Origin of the sequence: Streptomyces sp. LHD-70, from assembly GCF_031157275.1 — a bacterium.
In the GTDB taxonomy this organism is placed as follows: domain Bacteria; phylum Actinomycetota; class Actinomycetes; order Streptomycetales; family Streptomycetaceae; genus Streptomyces.
Map to the genome: position 1 here is coordinate 1 of NZ_JAVIFW010000007.1, position 17,686 is coordinate 17,686.

Annotated in this window: 15 protein-coding genes and 1 pseudogene; 6 read left to right on the forward strand and 10 right to left on the reverse strand. The window is 70.8% G+C overall.

Annotated elements, in window-relative coordinates; translation table 11 throughout:
• The first annotated feature begins 38 nt into the window (after positions 1–38).
• Positions 39–926, forward strand: coding sequence for an acyl-CoA thioesterase II (locus tag RCO28_RS14890; RefSeq protein ID WP_308941588.1), 888 nt, complete (start codon positions 39–41; stop codon positions 924–926).
• Positions 923–1,444, forward strand: a complete 522-nt coding sequence (locus RCO28_RS14895; RefSeq protein ID WP_308941589.1) for a tetratricopeptide repeat protein — start codon at positions 923–925, stop codon at positions 1,442–1,444. The genes RCO28_RS14890 and RCO28_RS14895 overlap by 4 nt, the downstream gene beginning before the upstream one ends.
• 183 nt (positions 1,445–1,627) lie before the next feature.
• Here RCO28_RS14895 and RCO28_RS14900 read toward each other — a convergent pair whose 3' ends face one another.
• Both RCO28_RS14900 and RCO28_RS14905 read right to left on the reverse strand, forming a co-directional pair.
• On the reverse strand, positions 1,628–2,737 hold the full coding sequence (locus RCO28_RS14900; RefSeq protein WP_308941590.1) for a DUF6397 family protein: 1,110 nt from the start codon (positions 2,735–2,737) through the stop codon (positions 1,628–1,630).
• Positions 2,738–2,945: 208 nt separating this feature from the next.
• Complete coding sequence (locus tag RCO28_RS14905; protein ID WP_308941591.1) at positions 2,946–3,353, reverse strand: roadblock/LC7 domain-containing protein; 408 nt, start codon at positions 3,351–3,353, stop codon at positions 2,946–2,948.
• Between the two features lie 76 nt (positions 3,354–3,429).
• Between RCO28_RS14905 and RCO28_RS14910 the strand changes: the two genes are divergently transcribed.
• Positions 3,430–3,861 carry a PPOX class F420-dependent oxidoreductase gene (locus tag RCO28_RS14910; RefSeq protein ID WP_308941592.1) on the forward strand — a complete coding sequence of 144 codons (432 nt, stop codon included), beginning with the start codon at positions 3,430–3,432 and terminating at the stop codon, positions 3,859–3,861.
• Between the two features lie 48 nt (positions 3,862–3,909).
• Here the strand turns inward: RCO28_RS14910 and RCO28_RS14915 are convergent, their stop codons facing one another.
• From RCO28_RS14915 to RCO28_RS14935, 5 genes and pseudogenes are all read right to left on the reverse strand, one after another.
• A complete protein-coding gene (locus RCO28_RS14915) occupies positions 3,910–4,521 on the reverse strand; it encodes an ATP/GTP-binding protein (protein ID WP_308941593.1) in 612 nt (203 codons plus the stop codon).
• 251 nt (positions 4,522–4,772) lie between these two features.
• Positions 4,773–5,195 (reverse strand): DUF742 domain-containing protein, encoded by a 423-nt coding sequence (locus RCO28_RS14920; RefSeq protein WP_308941594.1) that lies wholly within the window; start codon positions 5,193–5,195, stop codon positions 4,773–4,775.
• A 45-nt stretch (positions 5,196–5,240) separates the two neighbouring features.
• Positions 5,241–5,678 (reverse strand): roadblock/LC7 domain-containing protein, encoded by a 438-nt coding sequence (locus RCO28_RS14925; RefSeq protein WP_308941595.1) that lies wholly within the window; start codon positions 5,676–5,678, stop codon positions 5,241–5,243.
• Positions 5,675–8,246, reverse strand: a pseudogene (locus tag RCO28_RS14930) (nitrate- and nitrite sensing domain-containing protein). The gene RCO28_RS14925 and the pseudogene RCO28_RS14930 overlap by 4 nt, the downstream one beginning before the upstream one ends.
• 51 nt (positions 8,247–8,297) lie before the next feature.
• Positions 8,298–9,074 carry an MHYT domain-containing protein gene (locus RCO28_RS14935; protein ID WP_308941596.1) on the reverse strand — a complete coding sequence of 259 codons (777 nt, stop codon included), beginning with the start codon at positions 9,072–9,074 and terminating at the stop codon, positions 8,298–8,300.
• A 204-nt stretch (positions 9,075–9,278) separates the two neighbouring features.
• Between RCO28_RS14935 and RCO28_RS14940 the strand changes: the two genes are divergently transcribed.
• The 3 genes from RCO28_RS14940 to RCO28_RS14950 all read left to right on the forward strand — a co-directional run bounded on the left by RCO28_RS14940 (position 9,279) and on the right by RCO28_RS14950 (position 11,555).
• Positions 9,279–9,941: a methyltransferase domain-containing protein gene (locus RCO28_RS14940; RefSeq protein WP_308941597.1), complete on the forward strand. Its 663-nt coding sequence runs from the start codon at positions 9,279–9,281 to the stop codon at positions 9,939–9,941.
• Positions 9,942–9,968: 27 nt separating this feature from the next.
• Positions 9,969–10,304: a hypothetical protein gene (locus RCO28_RS14945; protein WP_308941598.1), complete on the forward strand. Its 336-nt coding sequence runs from the start codon at positions 9,969–9,971 to the stop codon at positions 10,302–10,304.
• Between the two features lie 150 nt (positions 10,305–10,454).
• Complete coding sequence (locus RCO28_RS14950; protein ID WP_308941599.1) at positions 10,455–11,555, forward strand: hypothetical protein; 1,101 nt, start codon at positions 10,455–10,457, stop codon at positions 11,553–11,555.
• Positions 11,556–11,589: 34 nt separating this feature from the next.
• Here the strand turns inward: RCO28_RS14950 and RCO28_RS14955 are convergent, their stop codons facing one another.
• From RCO28_RS14955 to RCO28_RS14965, 3 genes are all read right to left on the reverse strand, one after another.
• On the reverse strand, positions 11,590–15,252 hold the full coding sequence (locus RCO28_RS14955) for a hypothetical protein (RefSeq protein ID WP_308941600.1): 3,663 nt from the start codon (positions 15,250–15,252) through the stop codon (positions 11,590–11,592).
• A 498-nt stretch (positions 15,253–15,750) separates the two neighbouring features.
• Entirely contained in the window at positions 15,751–15,933 is a 183-nt protein-coding gene (locus tag RCO28_RS14960) for a hypothetical protein (RefSeq protein WP_308941601.1), read from the reverse strand.
• A gap of 342 nt (positions 15,934–16,275) precedes the next feature.
• Positions 16,276–17,397 carry an acyl-CoA desaturase gene (locus RCO28_RS14965; RefSeq protein ID WP_308941602.1) on the reverse strand — a complete coding sequence of 374 codons (1,122 nt, stop codon included), beginning with the start codon at positions 17,395–17,397 and terminating at the stop codon, positions 16,276–16,278.
• Positions 17,398–17,686: the final 289 nt, after the last annotated feature.

Consider the following 17,686-nt stretch of genomic DNA (forward strand, 5'->3'; position numbering starts at 1 on the left):
CACCCCCCACGCCCCTCGTGATCCCACCGGAGCCCCTGATGACCACCAACCCCGCAGAGAGACTCGTCGATCTGCTCGACCTTGAGCAGATCGAGGTCAATATCTTCCGCGGCCGCAGCCCTCAGGAGTCGCTGCAGCGCGTCTTCGGCGGGCAGGTCGCCGGCCAGGCACTGGTTGCCGCAGGCCGCACCACGGACGGCGACCGGCCAGTGCACTCGCTGCACGCCTACTTCCTGCGCCCCGGCCGCCCCGGTGTGCCCATCGTGTACCAGGTGGAGCGCGTTCGCGACGGCCGCTCGTTCACCACCCGCAGGGTCACCGCTGTGCAGCAGGGCCGCACGATCTTCAACCTGACTGCCTCCTTCCACAAGGCCGAGCAGGGCAGCTTCGAGCACCAGTTGCCGCCGCGGATCGACGCTCCCGCCCCTGACACACTGCCGACCGTCACCGACGAGATCCGGGCCCATCTCGGCGCCCTGCCCGAGCAGTTGGAGAGCATGGCCCGCCGCCAGCCCTTCGACATCCGCTACGTCGACCGGCTTCGCTGGACCCAGGACGAGGTCCAGGACGCCGAGCCGCGCAGCGCCGTGTGGATGCGCGCCGTGGGCCCTCTCGGCGACGACCCGCTCGTCCACACCTGCGCCTTGACGTACGCGAGCGACATGACCCTCCTTGATGCTGTACGTATCCCCGTCGAGCCCTTGTGGGGCCCGCGCGGTTTCGACATGGCGTCGCTGGACCACGCCATGTGGTTCCACCGCCCGTTCCGAGCCGACGAGTGGTTCCTGTACGACCAGGAATCCCCGATCGCCACGGGCGGTCGTGGTCTCGCCCGCGGGCGCATCTACGACCAGCAGGGTCAACTCCTTGTCTCTGTCGTGCAGGAGGGCCTGTTCCGTCGGTACCAGCCCGAAGGCGCTTCGTGAACGATCGAGACACCCGGCTCGCTGACGCGGTCCGGCTGCGGGAGAACGGTCACCCGACCGAAGCCAAGGAACGTCTCGTCGTTCTCGCCGAGAAACTGCCCGACGACGCCCAAGTCGCGTACCAGACAGCCTGGGTGCACGACACTCTCGGCCTCGAAGCCGAAGCCGTGCCGCACTACCGGCGAGCCCTCGGAATCCCCGGAGGTCTCTCCACCGACGATCGCGCCAACGCCCTGCTCGGACTCGGATCCACCTACCGCGTCCTCGGCAGGTACGAAAAGGCCGTGGAGACGCTGACCGCCGCGTCGGCGGAGTTCCCGGAGAACGGCGCCCTGAGGGCGTTCCTCTCCATGGCCCTGTTCAACGTGGGCCGCCACCATGACGCGATGGAACTGCTCCTCACCCTCGTCGCCACGACGAGCGACGATCCAAACGTCGCGGAGTACCGGCCGGCCATCGAGCACTATGCCCAGGACCTCCACGAGACCGTTCAGAGTGACTCCTTCGGCGAGGCGTAACCGTCTGTCTTCATGTGTCCGCCAGCGTGCAGAGTGGGGTGGGCTCATGGTTCGCAGCCCTCCCCTCCGACGAAGTTGAGGAACGCTGATCCAAAGCGCCTGGACAACAGGCGCGGCAGGAGCTGCCAGCGCGCACGTCGCCGCCCTCTTCACCTGGCCAGCAAGGGGATCTGCAAGAAAGACCTAACCCTGTCTGCGGCTGAGCCAGCCCAGGAGGCCGCGTCGGGCCGGTCCTGTTGCGGGCGCCGCTTCTCGGTCTCGTTGGTCTCGGTGTTCGCCTCGCGCTTCGCACAGTGCGCGCTCCACTCCCCCGCCGGGGTCGTCTGGCCCGTCGCAGTGCTCCAAGGCGTCCTCGAAGGGCCTCGTCGGAGCCGGTGTGCGGGTGGAGGTCGTGGGCTCAACTCCTCGGGGGATGTTGCTCTGTGGCGCTGTGGCGGTGTTCAAGGGGGAAGCTTGGGCCGGGGCATCGGGGGCGCTGGACGGTGTCTTGGGTGGTGCTTCGCGCGGTCGTGGAGCCGGGCGTTCGTTCCTCGCCTCGTCGATGCCCAGGGTCAGTGTGGTGCGCAGCCAGCGGATCTCGTCCGGGTCGTCGGCTTGCAGGACGCGTGCGGCTGCTTGTGCTGTGGGTGAGTCCGGGGCGCCGGGCAGGGTCGTGGACTCGGGGCGGAGGCGGTTCAGGTAGGCACGTTCGTACGGGTCGGGCACGATGTCGGCGACCTGGGTGGGGTCGAGCATCGAGGCCGTCACCGCTGCGCTCTGCCAGGGGTCTCGGGCCAGGCGGAGTAGGTGGCCGCAGTGGCGTTCGCGCCAGTTGCGGGCGCGTCGGTCCTCGCCCGCGCCGAGGCGGGTCCGGAGCGTGATGGGTGCCTTGCCGGAGAGCAGCGAGGCGTTGGCCTCCGCGAACTGGCGGATGTCGTCGGCGAGATAGAGCCATACGAGCGTGCGGTATCGGTTCAGGTAGAACTTGGCCGGGGTGAGGAAGCCGAGGCGGGCGAGTTTGGTGAAGCGGTCGCGGGTGATGCCCATGAGTTCGGCGCCTTCGGTGGTACCGACGAGCTTGACGCGTTCACGCAGTGTGTCGGGGAATCCTTGGGCGGACTGGAGTCGTTCGATCTCTGCCCTGGGGATGCGCCAACGCCCGGGATCCTGGCCTGCGGTGGTGCGGACCAGGCCGAGTTGGACGGCCAGGAGCAGCTCAGTGCGTTTCAGGCCCAGGTCGATGGCTGCGCGGCTGGGCGCGTAGGACGCTGTGAGGGCTTGAACTGGCTTGGTGGGTACGGCTTTTCCGGTCATGGTGGTCTCCCCCGTGAGGTCGGATCGCTCTGACTACTCTCGGTGAAGACCGTAGCCCGGACGTGCCTCGGGCCGCTCGGCCTGTGGATAACTCTGGCGGCCGGCCGGTTCCGGCTGCTTCCGCCGGTCCTCTGTCGCCGCTCCGAGCGGGCCGTCGCCGCAGGTCGGGCGGGTCGTGCGGGGCGGGCGCGTTCGGATTCGTGGGCTTTCAGAGGTCGACGGCGGGTGGACGGTGGCGTGTGCCGACGCCGAGGTGTTCGCCGACGCGGTTGACGAGCAGCGTCATCTCGTACGCCACTTGTCCGATGTCGGCTTCGTCGGAGCTCAGGACGCACAGGCAGCTGCCGTCGCCGGCAGCTGTCACGAAGAGGATCGCCTCGTCGAACTCGATCATGGTCTGGCGTACGTTGCCGGCGCCGAAGTGGCGTCCGGAGCCTTTGGCCAGGCTGTGCAGTCCGGAGGAGACCGCGGCCAGGTGTTCGGCGTCCTCCCGCTGGAGGTCTGAACTCGCCCCTGTCACCAGGCCGTCGTTGGACAGGACCAGTGCGTGCCGTACGTGCTCGACGCGCTTCGTCAGATCGTCCAGCAACCAGCCAAGTCCGGTGTTCTGCGCCATGATTCGGACCTCCCCGTTCATCCGTTGCTCGCCAGCCTTCCCCACCGTCGCGCTGCGGGCAAGACAGGATGGGGACATGGCACAGAAGATGACTAACGCTGAATGGCAGGCATTTGTCTCACATGGGACCCGTACCGGGAAGCTGTCGACCGTACGCGCGGACGGGTCGCCGCACGTCTCCCCGGTCTGGTTCGTCCTTGACGGTGACCGGCACCTGATCTTCAACACGGGCAAGAACACGGTGAAGGGCCGCAATCTCGCACGGGACGGCCGGGTCGCCCTGTGTGTGGACGACGACCGGCCGCCGTTCGCGTACGTGGTGATACAGGGGCGGGCGGAGTTGATCGAGGAGTTGGGGCAGGTGCGTGAGGCGGCGACGCGGATCGCCGCTCGCTACATGGGCCCGGAGCGTGCCGAGGAGTTCGGTGCGCGCAATGGTGTGCCGGGTGAACTGCTGGTGCGGGTGCGGATCGAGAAGGTGTCCGCTGAGGGTGGGGTGGCGGATTGAGCGGGGACCGAGTGGTGTCGGAAGCCGCTGGTGGCGGGGTGTCGTGCGTCAGGGTTGGGCGACGCTGTCGAGGAGCCGGGCGGTGTGCATTCGCCCTGCGTACTCGACGAGCCTGATCAGCACTTCCTTTCCCGAGTCGCGGTCGCGGGCGTCGCAGAGGACGACGGGTGTGCCGGGGTCGAGGTCGAGGGCGCGGGAGACGTCGTGGGCTCCGTAACTGCGCGCTGCAGGGAAGCAGTTGACGGCGACCACGAAGGGGATGCGCCGGTGCTCGAAGAAGTCGACTGCGGGAAAGCAGTCCTCCAGGCGCCGGGTGTCCGCGAGTACGACCGCACCGAGGGCTCCGTACGAGAGTTCGTCCCACAGGAACCAGAAGCGGTCCTGTCCCGGTGTGCCGAAGAGGTACAGGGACAGTCCGCTTCTGATGGTGATCCTTCCGAAGTCCATGGCGACGGTAGTGGTGGACTTTCGGTCCACGCCCGCGGTGTCGTCCACCAACTCGCCTATTTCGCTCAGGCGTTCCTCAGTCCGCAGTGGCCGGATCTCGCTGACGGAACCGACCAGAGTGGTTTTTCCCACGCCGAATCCGCCGGCGACGAGGATCTTCAGGGCCAGCGCGGTGGAGTCGCCGCTGTCGGCGTAGAGGCGCTCGGGGGCCATGGTCACTTCTCTCAGGGGGTGCGGGGAGTCGGGTACGTGCCGCGCGTGACGGGCGTTCGCCACACGCGCGGTGACGGTTGCTGAGGGGCGGCGGCTTCCTTCGGTGGGGGGTGAAGTCTGGGTGGGCAGCAGTATCGGGGCCGGGGGCTCTTGCTCGGGGGCCAGGACCGGGGATTGTGTGTTCTGACCGCTGCGCGTCCAAGTCGTTCCTATATGGGGGCAGGTATGGGCTCCGCAGTGGGCGTTTCGCCTCACAGGGCGCGCAGGCCGTCGATGACCTCGCGCAGGATGTGCTCGTCCGGTAGGTGTGCGGGCGGTACGGGGCGGCTGATGCGGATGCAGCCTCGGTTCAGGAGGTCGCCGAGGAGGACGCGGACGACTCCTACGGGAAGGTCGGCGTCCGTGGCGAGTTCGGCGACCGACTGGGCTTCTACGCGGCAGAGTTCGAGCAGCGCGCGGTGCTCCGGTCCGAGGAAGGTGTCGGCGCCCGGGGCAGGGGCGCCGGTGTCCAGGGCGACGAGGGCGATGAGGTCGAAGTGCGCGGCGTTCGGGCCGGGGTCGGTGCGTCCGCCGGTCATGGCGTACGGGCGGACGACGGGGCCGGCCTCTGCGTCGTACCAGTGGCTGCCGGGCCGGGGGCGGCCGGTGCCCTCGGGGCCCTCGTCTGCGGTCACTCGGGGCCCTCCTCAGTGTTCATGTGTGACGGCCGCCTTCCCTGCTCATCGTGCGGCGGGTGGCTGTTCTGTGTGCCGAGGTGGGGTATGGAGGTGCTCGCCGACGCGTTTGACCAGGCGGGCCATCTCGTAGGCGATCAGGCCGATGTCGGCGACGGCGGTGCTCAGTACGGCGATGCAGGAGCCGTCTCCGGCGGCGGCGATGAAGAGGTGGCCCTGATCCATTTCGACCATGGTCTGTCGCACTCCCCCGACGCCGAAGTGTCGGCCCGCACCTTTGGCGAGGCTGTGGAAGCCGGATGCGACGGCCGCGAGGTGTTCGGCGTCGTCTCGGCGGAGTGTGTGCGAGGAGCCGATGGCGAGGCCGTCGCTGGAGAGCATCACGCAGTGGCGTACGTCGGCGATGCGGGTCACCAAGTCGTCCAGGAGCCAGTCGAGTTGGCCGGTGGCGTCGGCGTCTCTGTGGCCGGTTTGGTCGATCACGTTCGGTCTCCTTCGTGGCTGTCTCCGCGTGTGGGCGGGAGCTGGCTTCCGGGGCTTCCCGGTGGGCGGCCACCGCCTCGGTCCCAGCCGTCGCGGTAGGCCGTCATACGCGCTCTGACCTGTTCCGGGGTGCGTTCCCAGGGTTCGGGAAGCGGTGGCTCGGGTGGGGCGTCTGGGGGTTGCTCGCGGAGCTGAGGGGCGAGGCTGGCTTGGCGCACCCTGCGCGGGAGGCCCTTGGAGTCGGGGACGGGCTCAGAGCTGCTGGTGCTGGTGCTGGTGTGCAGCGTGAGGGTGGTTGTTTTGGGGCGGACGGTCGGTTGGCTCGGTTCCGGCACGCGCGCGTGGAGGCGGTTTTCGCCGAGTTCTCGGCTGCCGTAGGTGATGCTTGTTCCGTGCGCTGTGTTCTCAAGGGCTCGGGTCTGCCCTTCCGCGCCGGCTTGTGCCTGATTGAGGAGAGCGGTCGGCAGCAGGACGACGGCTGTGGTGCCTCCGTACGGTGAGGTCCGCAGGTGGACCTTGATGCTGTGGCGGGCGGAGAGCCTGCTGACGACGAACAGGCCGAGGCGGTCGCTGTCGAACAGGTCGAGGGCGCCTGACTGCTCGATGCGGCGGTTGGCGGCGTCGAGGCGCTCTGCGCCCATGCCGAGGCCGCGGTCCTCGACTTCGAGGGCGTAGCCGTTGCCGACAGGTTCGCCGCTGATGCGGACTCGGGTGTGCGGTGGGGAGAACTGGGTTGCGTTTTCGACGAGTTCGGCCAGGAAGGTGGGTGACGTCGGCGACGGCGGACCCGACGACCGCTGCTTCCGGGAAGTGTTCGACCTGCACGCGGGCGTAGTCCTCGACTTCGGCTACGGCGGCGCGGACGACGTTGGTCAGAGGTACGGGGGCGCGCCAGGCGCGGCCAGGGGGTGAGCCGGAGAGGATGATCAGGCTCTCGGCGTGCCTGCGCATGCGCGTGGTGAGGTGGTCTAGCCGGAACAGGTCGCTGAGTTCGTTCGGGTCGTCGGCGCGGCGCTCCATGGCGTCGAGCAGGTTGAGTTGGCGGTGCACGAGGATCTGGGAGCGGCGGGCCAGGTTGACGAAGACTCCGGAGATGCCGTCGGCGAGCTCGGCGCGCTCCACGGCGGCGTGCAGCGCCGCGCGGTGCACGGTGTTGAGCGCTTCTGCGACCTGTCCCGTCTCGTCGTCGGAGGCGGGGCCGTGCGGGGCTTCCGCGTGGACGTCGAGCTCTTCGCCGGCGCGCAACCGGCGCATGGCTTGCGGGAGTTTGTGGCGGGCGATCTGCAGGGCGCTGTTGCGGAGGTCGACGAGTTCGACGACGAGGCCGCGTCCGATGCGTACGGAGATCACGAGGGACGCGGCGACCGCGAGGAGGCCGAGGAGGACTGCGGCGCCGGCTGGGGAGAGCGCGCCGCGGGGCAGCGGGTCGGCGCGGCTCACCGCGTCGCTCCGTGCGTCGCTCTCGATGGCGCGGAGGCCCTCGGCCACGGTCTTGTAGGCTGCTTCGCTCTTCATGCCGCTGACGGCCGCGTACGCCTTCGCGGGGCTGGAGGCGGTCAAGACGCCGTCGTCGGTTTGGCGCACGTCGCGGTAGGCGCTGGTTCTCTGCAGTTCGCGCCAGGCCTGCCGGTCGGCTGCTTGCAGGTCGTGTGCGGCGGTTCCGGTGAGGGTGCGGCGGGTTTCGATGGCGCCGATGAAGGCGTGCAGGCGTGTGCCGTCGAGGGTGCCGGTCAGGCGGGCGGAGGTGAGCAGGGTGTCCTGGCGGGCTGTCATCTCGGCGGCCTGGGCGATTTCCAGCAGTACGCGCGCGTGGGAGGCGCGTTGGGGGTCGTGGATCCCGGTGAGGGCTCCGGTGACGCCGAACGCGGTGGTGATGGTGGAGGTGTACTGCTCGTATGCGTCGTTCCAGTTGTTGTCGCGGTCGCGGATTCCCTTGCGGTGTGCGGTGAGTTCGTCTGTCCGTGCCATGAAGTCGGTGAGGCGCTGGGTCACTTCGGGTGGGAGGTCGCTGCCGTCGGCGACGGTGTGGCCGGGGGCTAGGCTCAGTCGGTCGACGGCACGGTCGGTGGCTGCTGACCGCTGTTGGAGTTCGGTGGCTGCTTGTGTGCCCGGTTTCGTGGCGTAGCTGACGGCGGCGCGGCGTTCCGCCTGGAGTGCGGTGACGGCGGCGTCGATGGGCGCGCGTATGTGACTGTCCATGCGCTGTGCCTGGCTGAGGCGGGCCATGTCCTGGGCTGTGGTGACGGTGGCGTACGCCCACAGGGCGAGCAGCGAGACGACGGGCACCATGAGCAGGGACACGACTTTGGCGCGCACGGTGCGGGGGCGGAGCCGGAATCGTGACGCACGCGTGCGTGATGGTGGTTGTGGCGTCGTGGGCCGGTCGGCGGCAGCAGGGGATGGCTGCTCCTGGTCCTCTTCTGCGGGGCGGCCCGCGTGCGCTCGGCGGCCGGATTGCGGGGGCGGGTTGGACTCGGAGGCCGGTTCGACGCCCGTCGACTGTGCGGGCGGTGAAGTGGTTTCCTCGGAGGGGGAGTTGGGGCCGGATGTGCGGCGGGGTGTGCGCATGGCCTCCTCGCTCGGGCCGTGGTGGATGGGGTCTGCGGCCACCGGGGCGGATCAGTGGGCGGTGGCGCTTTCGGCCGGTCGTTGGGCGGAGGCCGATGCCTCGTGTTCCACGGCTGTCGGGGAGAGCGCGACGAAGGCCGAGGTGAGGAAGAGGTAGGAGCCGAGGCCTACGGCGAGAGGGAAGACGAACTGCATCGCGGTGGCTCCGGGGAGGGCGGCGCTCGACGGGTCGACACGCACGTTCACGGCCATCATTCCGGTGTAGTGCATGCTGCTGACGGCGACGCCCATCACCAGGGAGGCAGCGGCCACGGCGAGTGGTGAGGTGATGTTGAGCGCCGCCCACAGGGCGGCGGTCGCTGCGACGACGGCGATCGCGACGGAGAGTGCGACGAGCAGCGGGTCGTAGTCGACGGAGCCGTGCAGGCGGACCGCGGCCATGCCCAGGTAGTGCATGCTCGCGACGCCCAGGCCGGTGGTGAGGCCACCGACGAGGAGGGCGCGGCCCCGGTCGCGGCCGTAGCCGACGGCGAAGACGCCGCCGCCGACGACCAGCATCGCGACGAGAAGGCTCAGCACGGTCAGCGGCACGTCGTAGCGGATCTCGGTGCCGCTGACGCTGAACCCGAGCATCGCGACGAAGTGCATCGTCCAGATGCCGGTGCCGATCGCGGAGGCCGCGGTGATCAGCCAGTTGCGGCGGGCCCGGCCGGTGGCGGCCAGGGCGCGGACGGTGCAGCGCAGCCCGAGGGCGGCGCCGATGCACGCCATGACGTACGACAGCACGGGGGTCAGCCAGCCGAAGGCGGCGTGGTCCAGGTGTCCCATGGCTCAGGGAGGTTAGACCTGAAGGGGGCGCGCGGGGGGCGCAGTTCGCAAGCTGGCGGAATATGACGCGGAGATGTTCCTGAACGACCGAGCAAGGGTCGAACATGCGCACCGCACGGACGTACGAGGGAGAGTTATCCACAGGTTTGCCGCTGCTGGCCGTCGGCGGGCGCCGTTGTCAGTGGGCTGCGCCATCATGAACACATGAGCGAGAAAGACGGCCGAGGACGGCAGTTCAAGGAGTACGACCCTGCGCGGGTCCAGGAGTTCTTCGCGGTCCGGGCCGCCGACTGGGACTCCCGCTTCCCCGACGACGGGCCGGCGTACGAAGCGGCGGTCGCGGAGCTCGGCCTGCGCCCCGGCGCCGCCGTCCTCGACGCGGGCTGCGGCACGGGGCGTGCACTGCCCGCGCTGCGCGCCGCCGTGGGCGCGGACGGCCTGGTCGTGGGAGCGGACCTGACAGCGGAGATGCTGGACGCAGCGGCGGAGGCGGGCCGGGATCGCGCCGGTCAGCTCGTGCGCGCGGACGTGTCGCGGCTGCCGATTCGAACGGGCTCACTGGACGCGGTTTTCGCCGCAGGCCTGATCGCGCACCTGCCGCAACCGGCCGAGAATCTCCGTGAGTTGGCTCGCGTCGTACGCCCCGGTGGGCAGCTCGCGCTCTTCCACCCCATCGGGCGCGCGGCACTCGCAGCCCGCCAGGGACGCCAGTTGACCTCGGACGACCTTCGGGAGGAGGCCAACTTGCGCCCTCTGCTGGCCAGTTCGGGTTGGCACATGATGTCGTACGTTGACGAGGACACCAGGTTCTTGGCTCGCGCGGTCCGGCAGGACTCAGCCGACCACACGCGGAACGCGCGGGCTTGAACCGCACAGGGGGAAGGGGATCAGCAGATGTACGACAGGATCCGCAGCATTTTCCGGCCGGACGGACGCGGTTCGGGCGGCACCGCACGCACAGCGGCCAGGAGTGAACACCCCAAGGCCAAGACCACGCACAACCTTTTCGAGGCGGCAGCGACCTACATATCCGCGTCGGCGGCCGACGACCACGACCGGATGGACGAGGCCGCGGGCTGGGTCTCGCCCGAGGCGCTCTCCTTCGGAGTGAGCGAACTCGCCACGCGCGCGATCCTCAACCTGGCCAGGGAGCGCGGCGAGTCACCGGAGGCGGTGGCGCGAGCCCTCCTCGACCTGCCTGCCATGGAGCGGGCCGTTCCGGACGCCTGACACCGACCGGCGCCGGCACGACTCCCCCCGGCGCCGGCGAACGGAGAGGATCAGCGCGCCGACGAGCCACTTTCCGTATCACCGAGTCTCGACGCGCGAGTTACCCGCTCGTTAAGGTGCGCCGACGGACGAAGCGATGTGGAGGATGCCATGGCCGGGACGGGCGAGGCCGTCGCCGCCGACGACGACGCGCTGTTTGTGCTCACAGCGGTGCTCTTGACGCCCGCGAAGTTCCCGAGCGTGCTCGGCGACGACTATCCGGAGGCGTGCGGAGCGCTCGGCCTCACCCCGGTCGCCGACGGGTACGGACTCGTGCTCGGGCAGGACGTCGACGGCGCGCGGTGGACGGTGGTCGTGGACGACGTGTCCCTCGTGGCCGTGGCGATCGCCTCGTGGGACTGCGGCATGGAGTACGACCTCTCGCCGGACGACCGTACCGTCGTGGTCGCGCTGCCGGGCTGGCCGCTGGCCGTGGCTGTCGCCGCCCCCGGCGTGCCCGCCCCGCACGACCCGGAGCCGGACGAGGACGACGACTCCGGCGTCCGCGTGCTCACGCCACCGGACACGAGCACGTGGGGGCCTGCCCAACGGCGCCTCGGCGCGGACGAGATAGCCCTCCAGTGGGCGACTTGGCGGGCACAGATAGACGACTCGGAGTTTGAGAACGTGGAGAGCGACTCGGAGTCGGTGGAACCCGGGGTCGTCGCCTCTCAGACCCCCGACTCCGAGCCCGGCGCCGAGGCCCAGGCCGACGCCGAGCCCGATGCTGAGCCCGGGCCGGACACCGAGGCCGACGCCGAGGCCGCGGCGGAGGCCCCGCACACCGTGGGCACCGCCTCCGAGGACAAGGAGAGGGCCGGGGCCGGGCCCGATGCAGGTTCCGAGGCCGAAGACGCGGACGGTACCGAAGGCGTAGAGGGACCCGAAGGCGCGGACGGTGCCGCAGAGCAGGCTCGATCCGTAGGCGCTGAGACGGCTCAACGCGTAAGCGGGGTGCGGCGCGTGCTGGAGGAGGCGCGAGGGTACGTGGATGCGCCGCCTCCCCTCGGTCGCGTGCGGTCGGCGTTCGCCACACAGGAGGCGCGTACGTTGCGGGCCGACGGTCCGGGCTGGTCCCTGGTCGCCCGGACCGACGACATCGCATTCGTGCTGCTCGACGAAGAGCCCGGCGAGGTGCTGCCGGTGGGCCGGGGCCCTGAACTGCCCGCGCTCCTCGAGGCCCTGGACAAGATGGCGGTACGGCCTGCTTGAGGGCGGCCCAGGCTGCTGGCGCATGGCGCCCCCGTCAGTCGGCGCCGGGATCCACCAGCAGCGCCTCGGCCGATGTCTCCGCGTCCGGGTGGCGCCGCAGCGCGTCGAGTTCGGCGCGCCATGCGGGCGGCCAGGAAGAGCGTTCGCCGCAGGATCGTACGAGCTCGACGGCGAGCTGTGCTGCTGCGCTGGTACCGCGTGCGCGTAGGTCTCGTACCGCTGTGAGGGCTGGGTCCGTGGCGGCCGGGAGGGCGGCGGGGGCCGAAGCAGGTGCGGAGGCCGGTAGTGACAAGGGACCGGGGAGGGGCTGGCGTTCTTCGACGGTGCTCAGCAGGCGGTCCCAGCGTTCCGGCTGGTAGTGCCAACCGCGCTGCAGGGCACTCACCAGAGCGCCCCGCAGCAGTCGCACTGCGCGCTCATGCAGGCCGACGGCCTCCAAGGCGTCGGCGAGGCCGTCGACCACCTCGCCCCAGCCCCCACCGGAGCCAGTGTCCCCACCGGATCCGGAGTCCGCACCGGAGTCAGGGTCCGCACCGGGGCCAGCTGCGTGACCGTGGCGAGAAGCGTTCTGGATGGTGTCCGCGCAGGCGGCGAGGCGGCGTAGGGCGTCAGCGCGGTGCGATCCGGGCGGCATACCGTCGTGCGCAGGGGGACCGTCTCCCGGCCCTGCTGTGCCCGCCCGTGTGCGGAGTTCGTTCCACAGCGGCAGGAGCACCCTGCGGGCCGCTGTTCCCTCGCTCGGGAAGCGTCCCAGTGCCTCCGCCGCCGCACCCCACACCTCAGGCTCGCGGGCCGGGTCGGCGATCAGTTCCGCCAGGGCTTGCAGCGCGGCTTCCGTGTCGGGAGCGCACCGGTTCGGCAGCACCCGGCAGATGGCGACCGTGGTCTCACGGTCCGTGTCCGTACGGCGATGCAAGAGCCGGATGAGGAAGGCCAGGTAGGTGGCGGACGGTGGCGTGACAGTCGCGGAATCGTGCTGCACGCGCGCGTGGAGCACGGTTTCACGGATCGCGGGCTCGGTCAGGTGGGCGGCCAGGCGGTCGGCGATGTCCGGGCGGTCGATCCGAGGTACCAGGAATGGGGCGAGGGCGGCCCGCACGTCACGGTGTTGGCCGTCGGTGTCCCAGGCCGCGAGGAGGGCGTCGAAGGCGCCGGCGTCGGGGAGTTCACCGAGGGCGCGGGCGGCTTCCTTGCGGCTGCCGACCGGTGAGCCCGGTGTGGTGAGGACTCCGCTCAGGAGCGCGATGGCCTCGTCGGCGGGTCGGGTGCCGAGCAGGCGGCGCAGTGCGGCCATGGCGGCGCGTCCGCGGACGCCGCCCGTGCCCGCGTGCCGCAGGAGCAAGGCGTGCAACTCGTGCTGGTCCGCGGGTGGTTCGTCGGTGGCGCCGAGGGCGGTGAGTGCCGCTGCGGCGACAGGTTGTGGGGCGTCGGCGGCGAGGGTGGTCAGCAGGTCGCGGGCGCGGAGTTGGGAGGCGCCGGCTGCTCTCGTGAGCAGTGGGGCTGTTTCGTCCTGGGCCACGCGCGCGTAGTGCTGATTTTGGGCACTGCGTTGTTCGGGCAGCCAGCGGCCCATCGTGGCGGGCGTGATGCGCGGTGCCCAGGGAGTGGGGCGTGGGCGGAGGTGCCCGGTGAGTCCGTGCGCCGCTGCTGCGATGACGTGATCCAGGAGGTCGGTGCGGCGCGTGGTGACGGTGTGCAGGATGCGCGGTACGGAGGCGTACGACGGGTCGTGGGCGAGGAGTTCCGCGCAGCGTTGCTCGCGCAGTCGACGGGGCGTGACCCAGGCTTCGGCCGCGCGCGCGGCGAGGGTCGGGTCGTCCGCGTGCAGGGCGATGTGGTGCACGCGGTCGTCGAGTTCCGGCAGGTGCGGGAGGTGGGGCGCGAGGAGTTCGGCGAGCGGCACGCACAGCGTGGGGGTGTCGCGGGTGCGTGGCGCTGTTGCCTCCCAGGCGGCCCGCGCTGTCGTTGCGTCGATGGGCAGGGCCGGTACGGTTCCGGCTCGGTGACGGTCGCCGTGACGGCGCGGTGGGTGTGTGGCGGGTTGCGGATGTGACGGGTGTCGTGGGTCGTTGAGGAGTTCGCACAGCAACTCGACGCCATGGGCGGCGTTCTCGTGGTCGTCGCGGTCGGCCGCGACCACGGTGGCGCGGCGCAGCAGCCGGTCCGCCTCCAGGAGGGTGGCGGGTGAGGTGTCGCCGGACTGGACCGCGGTCAGCGCTGCGTCCCGAAGGACCTTCCTGGGCAGCGCGGCGAGCAGGTGCCGTGGGGCTCCGGCGAGTTGGGTGAGCGTACGGAGTCGGATCTCGTCCCGGTCGTGCCAGGCTCGTTCGCAGGCGGTCGCGATGCGGACGAACTCCTGCGGGTCGCCGTTGAGTTCCGCGCAGGCGAGGAGGGCAGGCCAGGCGAGCGCACAGTCGTGGAGGCGGTGTTGTGCGGCGAGGTCGAGGAGGATCGGCTCGGCCTGGTCCAGGGGCAGGGCCACGGCGCGGCGGCTGGCGATGCGCGGGCCGCGGGTCCGGCCGTCGTGGTCTGCGGCGGTCAGTTCTGCGCGGTCTTCGGGTGCGAGAGCGGCGAGGGCGGTGATGGACAGCGCGCCGAGGCCGTTGCGGCGGCCTTCCGCCCTGCGGGTGATGACGCGGCGGCGTTCGGCGGGCGGAAGCAGCGTGAGGAGCCCGTCCGGCGCCACCTCGTACCGCTGCCGGAAGCCGAGGCGGCGGGCCCCTTCCGTGCAGCGCTCCGCGAAGTCGGCGAGGTCGTCGGGCGACAGGTGCAGCAGCGCCTTGCGGACGGACCGCGGCAACGGGCCCGGAGGAACGGGCAGTTCGGCGCGAGGAGAGCCGCCGTGGTCTTCCTCCTGCTGCTTCCGCCGCTGCTCCGGCGCCGCGCGCAGTGCTTCGAGTACGGCTGCGGGCCGGCGCAGCACGGACAGCACGGCCTCGCCTTCGAGCAGGTGCGGCGCCGCCCACACCAGGACGAGACCGGCGTCCGGATCACGCCGGGCCGCGAGACAGGCGAGGGGCCTGTGGGCGCGGTCGAACGCGTACCGGGCGCGCCGGTCGTGCGGCTCGATGCGGGCATGCATGTCCGCGAGGAGCCGGGCGACCGCGACGGGTGCCGTGCGCGCCAGGGTGCGCAGAACGCCGTGCGGTGGGTCGAGTCGCGGCAGCCACCTGTCGGCGGTGGAGGCTGGACAGGCGGTCAGGAGCCGGGCCGCGTCGTCGTCGCCGTACCGCTCGTGCACCCTGGGCAGCAGGGCGTCAGCCAGGGCCCTGCGACGGCTGTGCTTCAGGACTCGGTACGTGTCGTGGCGTACGGCCCGAAGGGGGCTCAACGCCAGTTGTTCCAGGGCTTGTTCGGCTACGGGGAGGCGGATCGCCGCGGACAGGGCTCGGCGGCGCAGCGCGGGGTCGGTCAGGGCGGCGGCAACGGTGGGCAGGTCACGGCGGGCGACCGCGAGGAAGAGTGCCCTGTGCCGTTCATGGTCGGTGCCCTTGTCGAGGGCGCGGTGCAGGGATTGGTAGGCGGCCGGGGTGAGGGCTCTGGCGTAGCGGGCCAGGGCGCTTGCGCGGGCCGGGAACGGCAGCGGGTCGAAGTGGGCGCTGAGCCAGCCCGGCGTGAGGGGTTGCGGGGCGGACGACGAGGCCTGCTGCGGTCGTTGCGGCTGAGGGGATGCGGGTGTGGATGCGGGTGTGGCCATCAGCGATCACCGTGGGACCGCTGGGCCTCCTTTCCGGAAGTCATGGAGGACATGGTGCGGGTGGGGCGTCGGGTGGGCAACTCCTTTTACGAGGAGCGCGTTGTCACAGGATCTCCGTGGTGCAATTCAGTGCCTACGTGGCTCGACAGGGCTCTGCCGGACGCAGGTCGTAGAGGTAGGAGCGGTCGTCCTTGAAGCTGCGCCAGACCGTGGCGGGCGGCTCGGGTTCGTTGCCGGTGCTGCCCACGGGGTGGGCCGTGACGAGCCGCCGGCGATCTCGCAGTGCCAGCCCTCGTCCGGCGCCCAGGCGCACCACACCACTCCGTCGGTTCGGCGATAGGCGGGCCGGCCATGGCGCTCGCCGGCCCTCTCGAAGTGGTAGCGGAGCCCGTCCCCGTGGCGCACGAAAGCGAAAGCGGCACCGCTCGTCATCCGGCCGCCCGCCCCATCAGCACCCGACTCGTCCGTGCAGCACCCGACCCATCACCACGTGCTTCCTCACCGCCCGATCTCGCGACGCCGTGCGCGACGGAGTCTGCGGCGCTGGGACGGGTCGAGGGTGAGATACGCCGCGGCGGGTACGCCGACGACGATCAGCACCACGGCCCACAGCGGCAGCCAGATCCACAGGAACAGGCCGAGCGCCACGCCCCCGATGGCGATCTTCGCGTTGTTCGACATGACGTCGCCTCCTCTGCGGCCCTGGGGACGTCCGCCCGGTGCCGCGTTCTCTGCGTACCGCCTCGTGTCCGATGCGGCTTTCGGTACGACCGCGGCCGCCTTCCTGGGGCCACTACCGCCTTCGTACGGCCGATGCCGTCTCAGTGCGGCCGAAGCCGCCTTCGTACGGAGAACGGGCCCGAGCACGTCCTGGTTCCAGTCTCCCTCCGGAGGTCCCCCTGCTGTCGAGTGTCCGGAACCCTGACCTGACCCTGATCCGACCCTGACGCGCCCCCGGGTCCCCCGACCGTGAGCCACCGGCTCCCCGGAGCCACCGGAGCGCCGGCGTCGCCCCGCCCCGCCTCAGCGTTCCGCCCGCAACGGCTCCCCGACCTCCCGGAGGTGCCGGAGGGCCTGCCGATAGGAGTCGACGGCTCCGGTCTCGGCGTAGGGGAGGCCGAGGCGACGGCAGTGGGCGCGGACGAGGGGCTGGGCCAGGCAGAGGTGGGGGCGGGGCATGCTCGGGAAGAGGTGGTGCTCGATCTGGTAGTTGAGGCCGCCGAGGAACCAGTCGGTGAGTGCGCCGCCGCGGATGTTGCGCGAGGTGAGGACCTGGCGGCGCAGGTGGCCCCAGCGTTCACCCGTCCCGTCGGGCATCTCCATGCCCTTGTGGTTGGGCGCGAAGGCCATGCCCAGGTGGAGGCCGAAGAGCGCCTGGTGGAAGAGGGCGAACGCGATCGCCTTGCCCGGGGACAGGACCGTGAGGAGCAGTGCCGTGTACGCGGCGACATGGGCGAGGAGCAGGGGTCCCTCGACGGCCCGTTCGCGGGGTGTCTGGCGGCGCAGATCGCGGAGGCCCTGCACCTTGAGGTTGAGGCCTTCGAGCAGGCAGAGCGGGAAGAACAGCCAGGCCTGGTGGCGGGTGAGCCAGCCGTGCAGGCCGGTCCGTCCCTGCGCGTGTGTGGTGGCGAAGACGAGGACGTCGGGGGTGACGTCGGGGTCCTTCTCCAGGTGGTTGGGGTTCGCGTGGTGCCGGTTGTGCTTGTCGTTCCACCAGGCCGCGCTCATGCCGAGGAGGAGGTTGCCGTGGATCAGGCCGATGGCCCGGCCCGCGCGGCGGCCGCGGGTGATCTGGCTGTGCCCGGCGTCATGGCCGATGAAGGCCGTTCGCGCGGAGAACACGGCGAGCGGCACGGCGAGGAGCAGCGTCCACCAGCTGCCCCCGGCCGCGAACAGGCCGGCGACGATCGCGGTGAGCGCCAGCGCGTTGGCGGCGATGCTCAGGGTGTACCAGCCGGTCCTGCGCTCCAGGAGGCCTTGTTCGCGCACGGTGCGCAGCAGGGGCGCGAATTCGCTGCCGCTCGGCTCGCCGCCCTCTCCCGCGCGTGCGCCTGTTTTTTCCGGGCTTTGTTGCCTGCCCGCGCCCGCATCGGGCAGCGCTCCTGCGAGCTCTCCCTCGGGTTCCGCCAGGCTGGTCTGCGACATGGGGCGACTCCGGTCTGCGTGAACTGAAGCGACTGGCCGCGGCCTATGAGGATGGCCATTGGCGTGTGCCGCGTGGATGGGTGAGGTGGGCTGCACGATGGGCGGCTGGACGGGCGGTAGCCCTACTCGAACCTACGTATGTGTGACCATGCGCAACCATGGCGCCACCACCCGTGCGCGAAGGGGGGCTTTTCGGGGGTGCGCGGTGCGGTCTGCCGCACCCCGGGACGCACAGTGATGACCATCACAGCGGAACCGTTCGCCTGGCGGGGGTGTGACGGAGTACCCT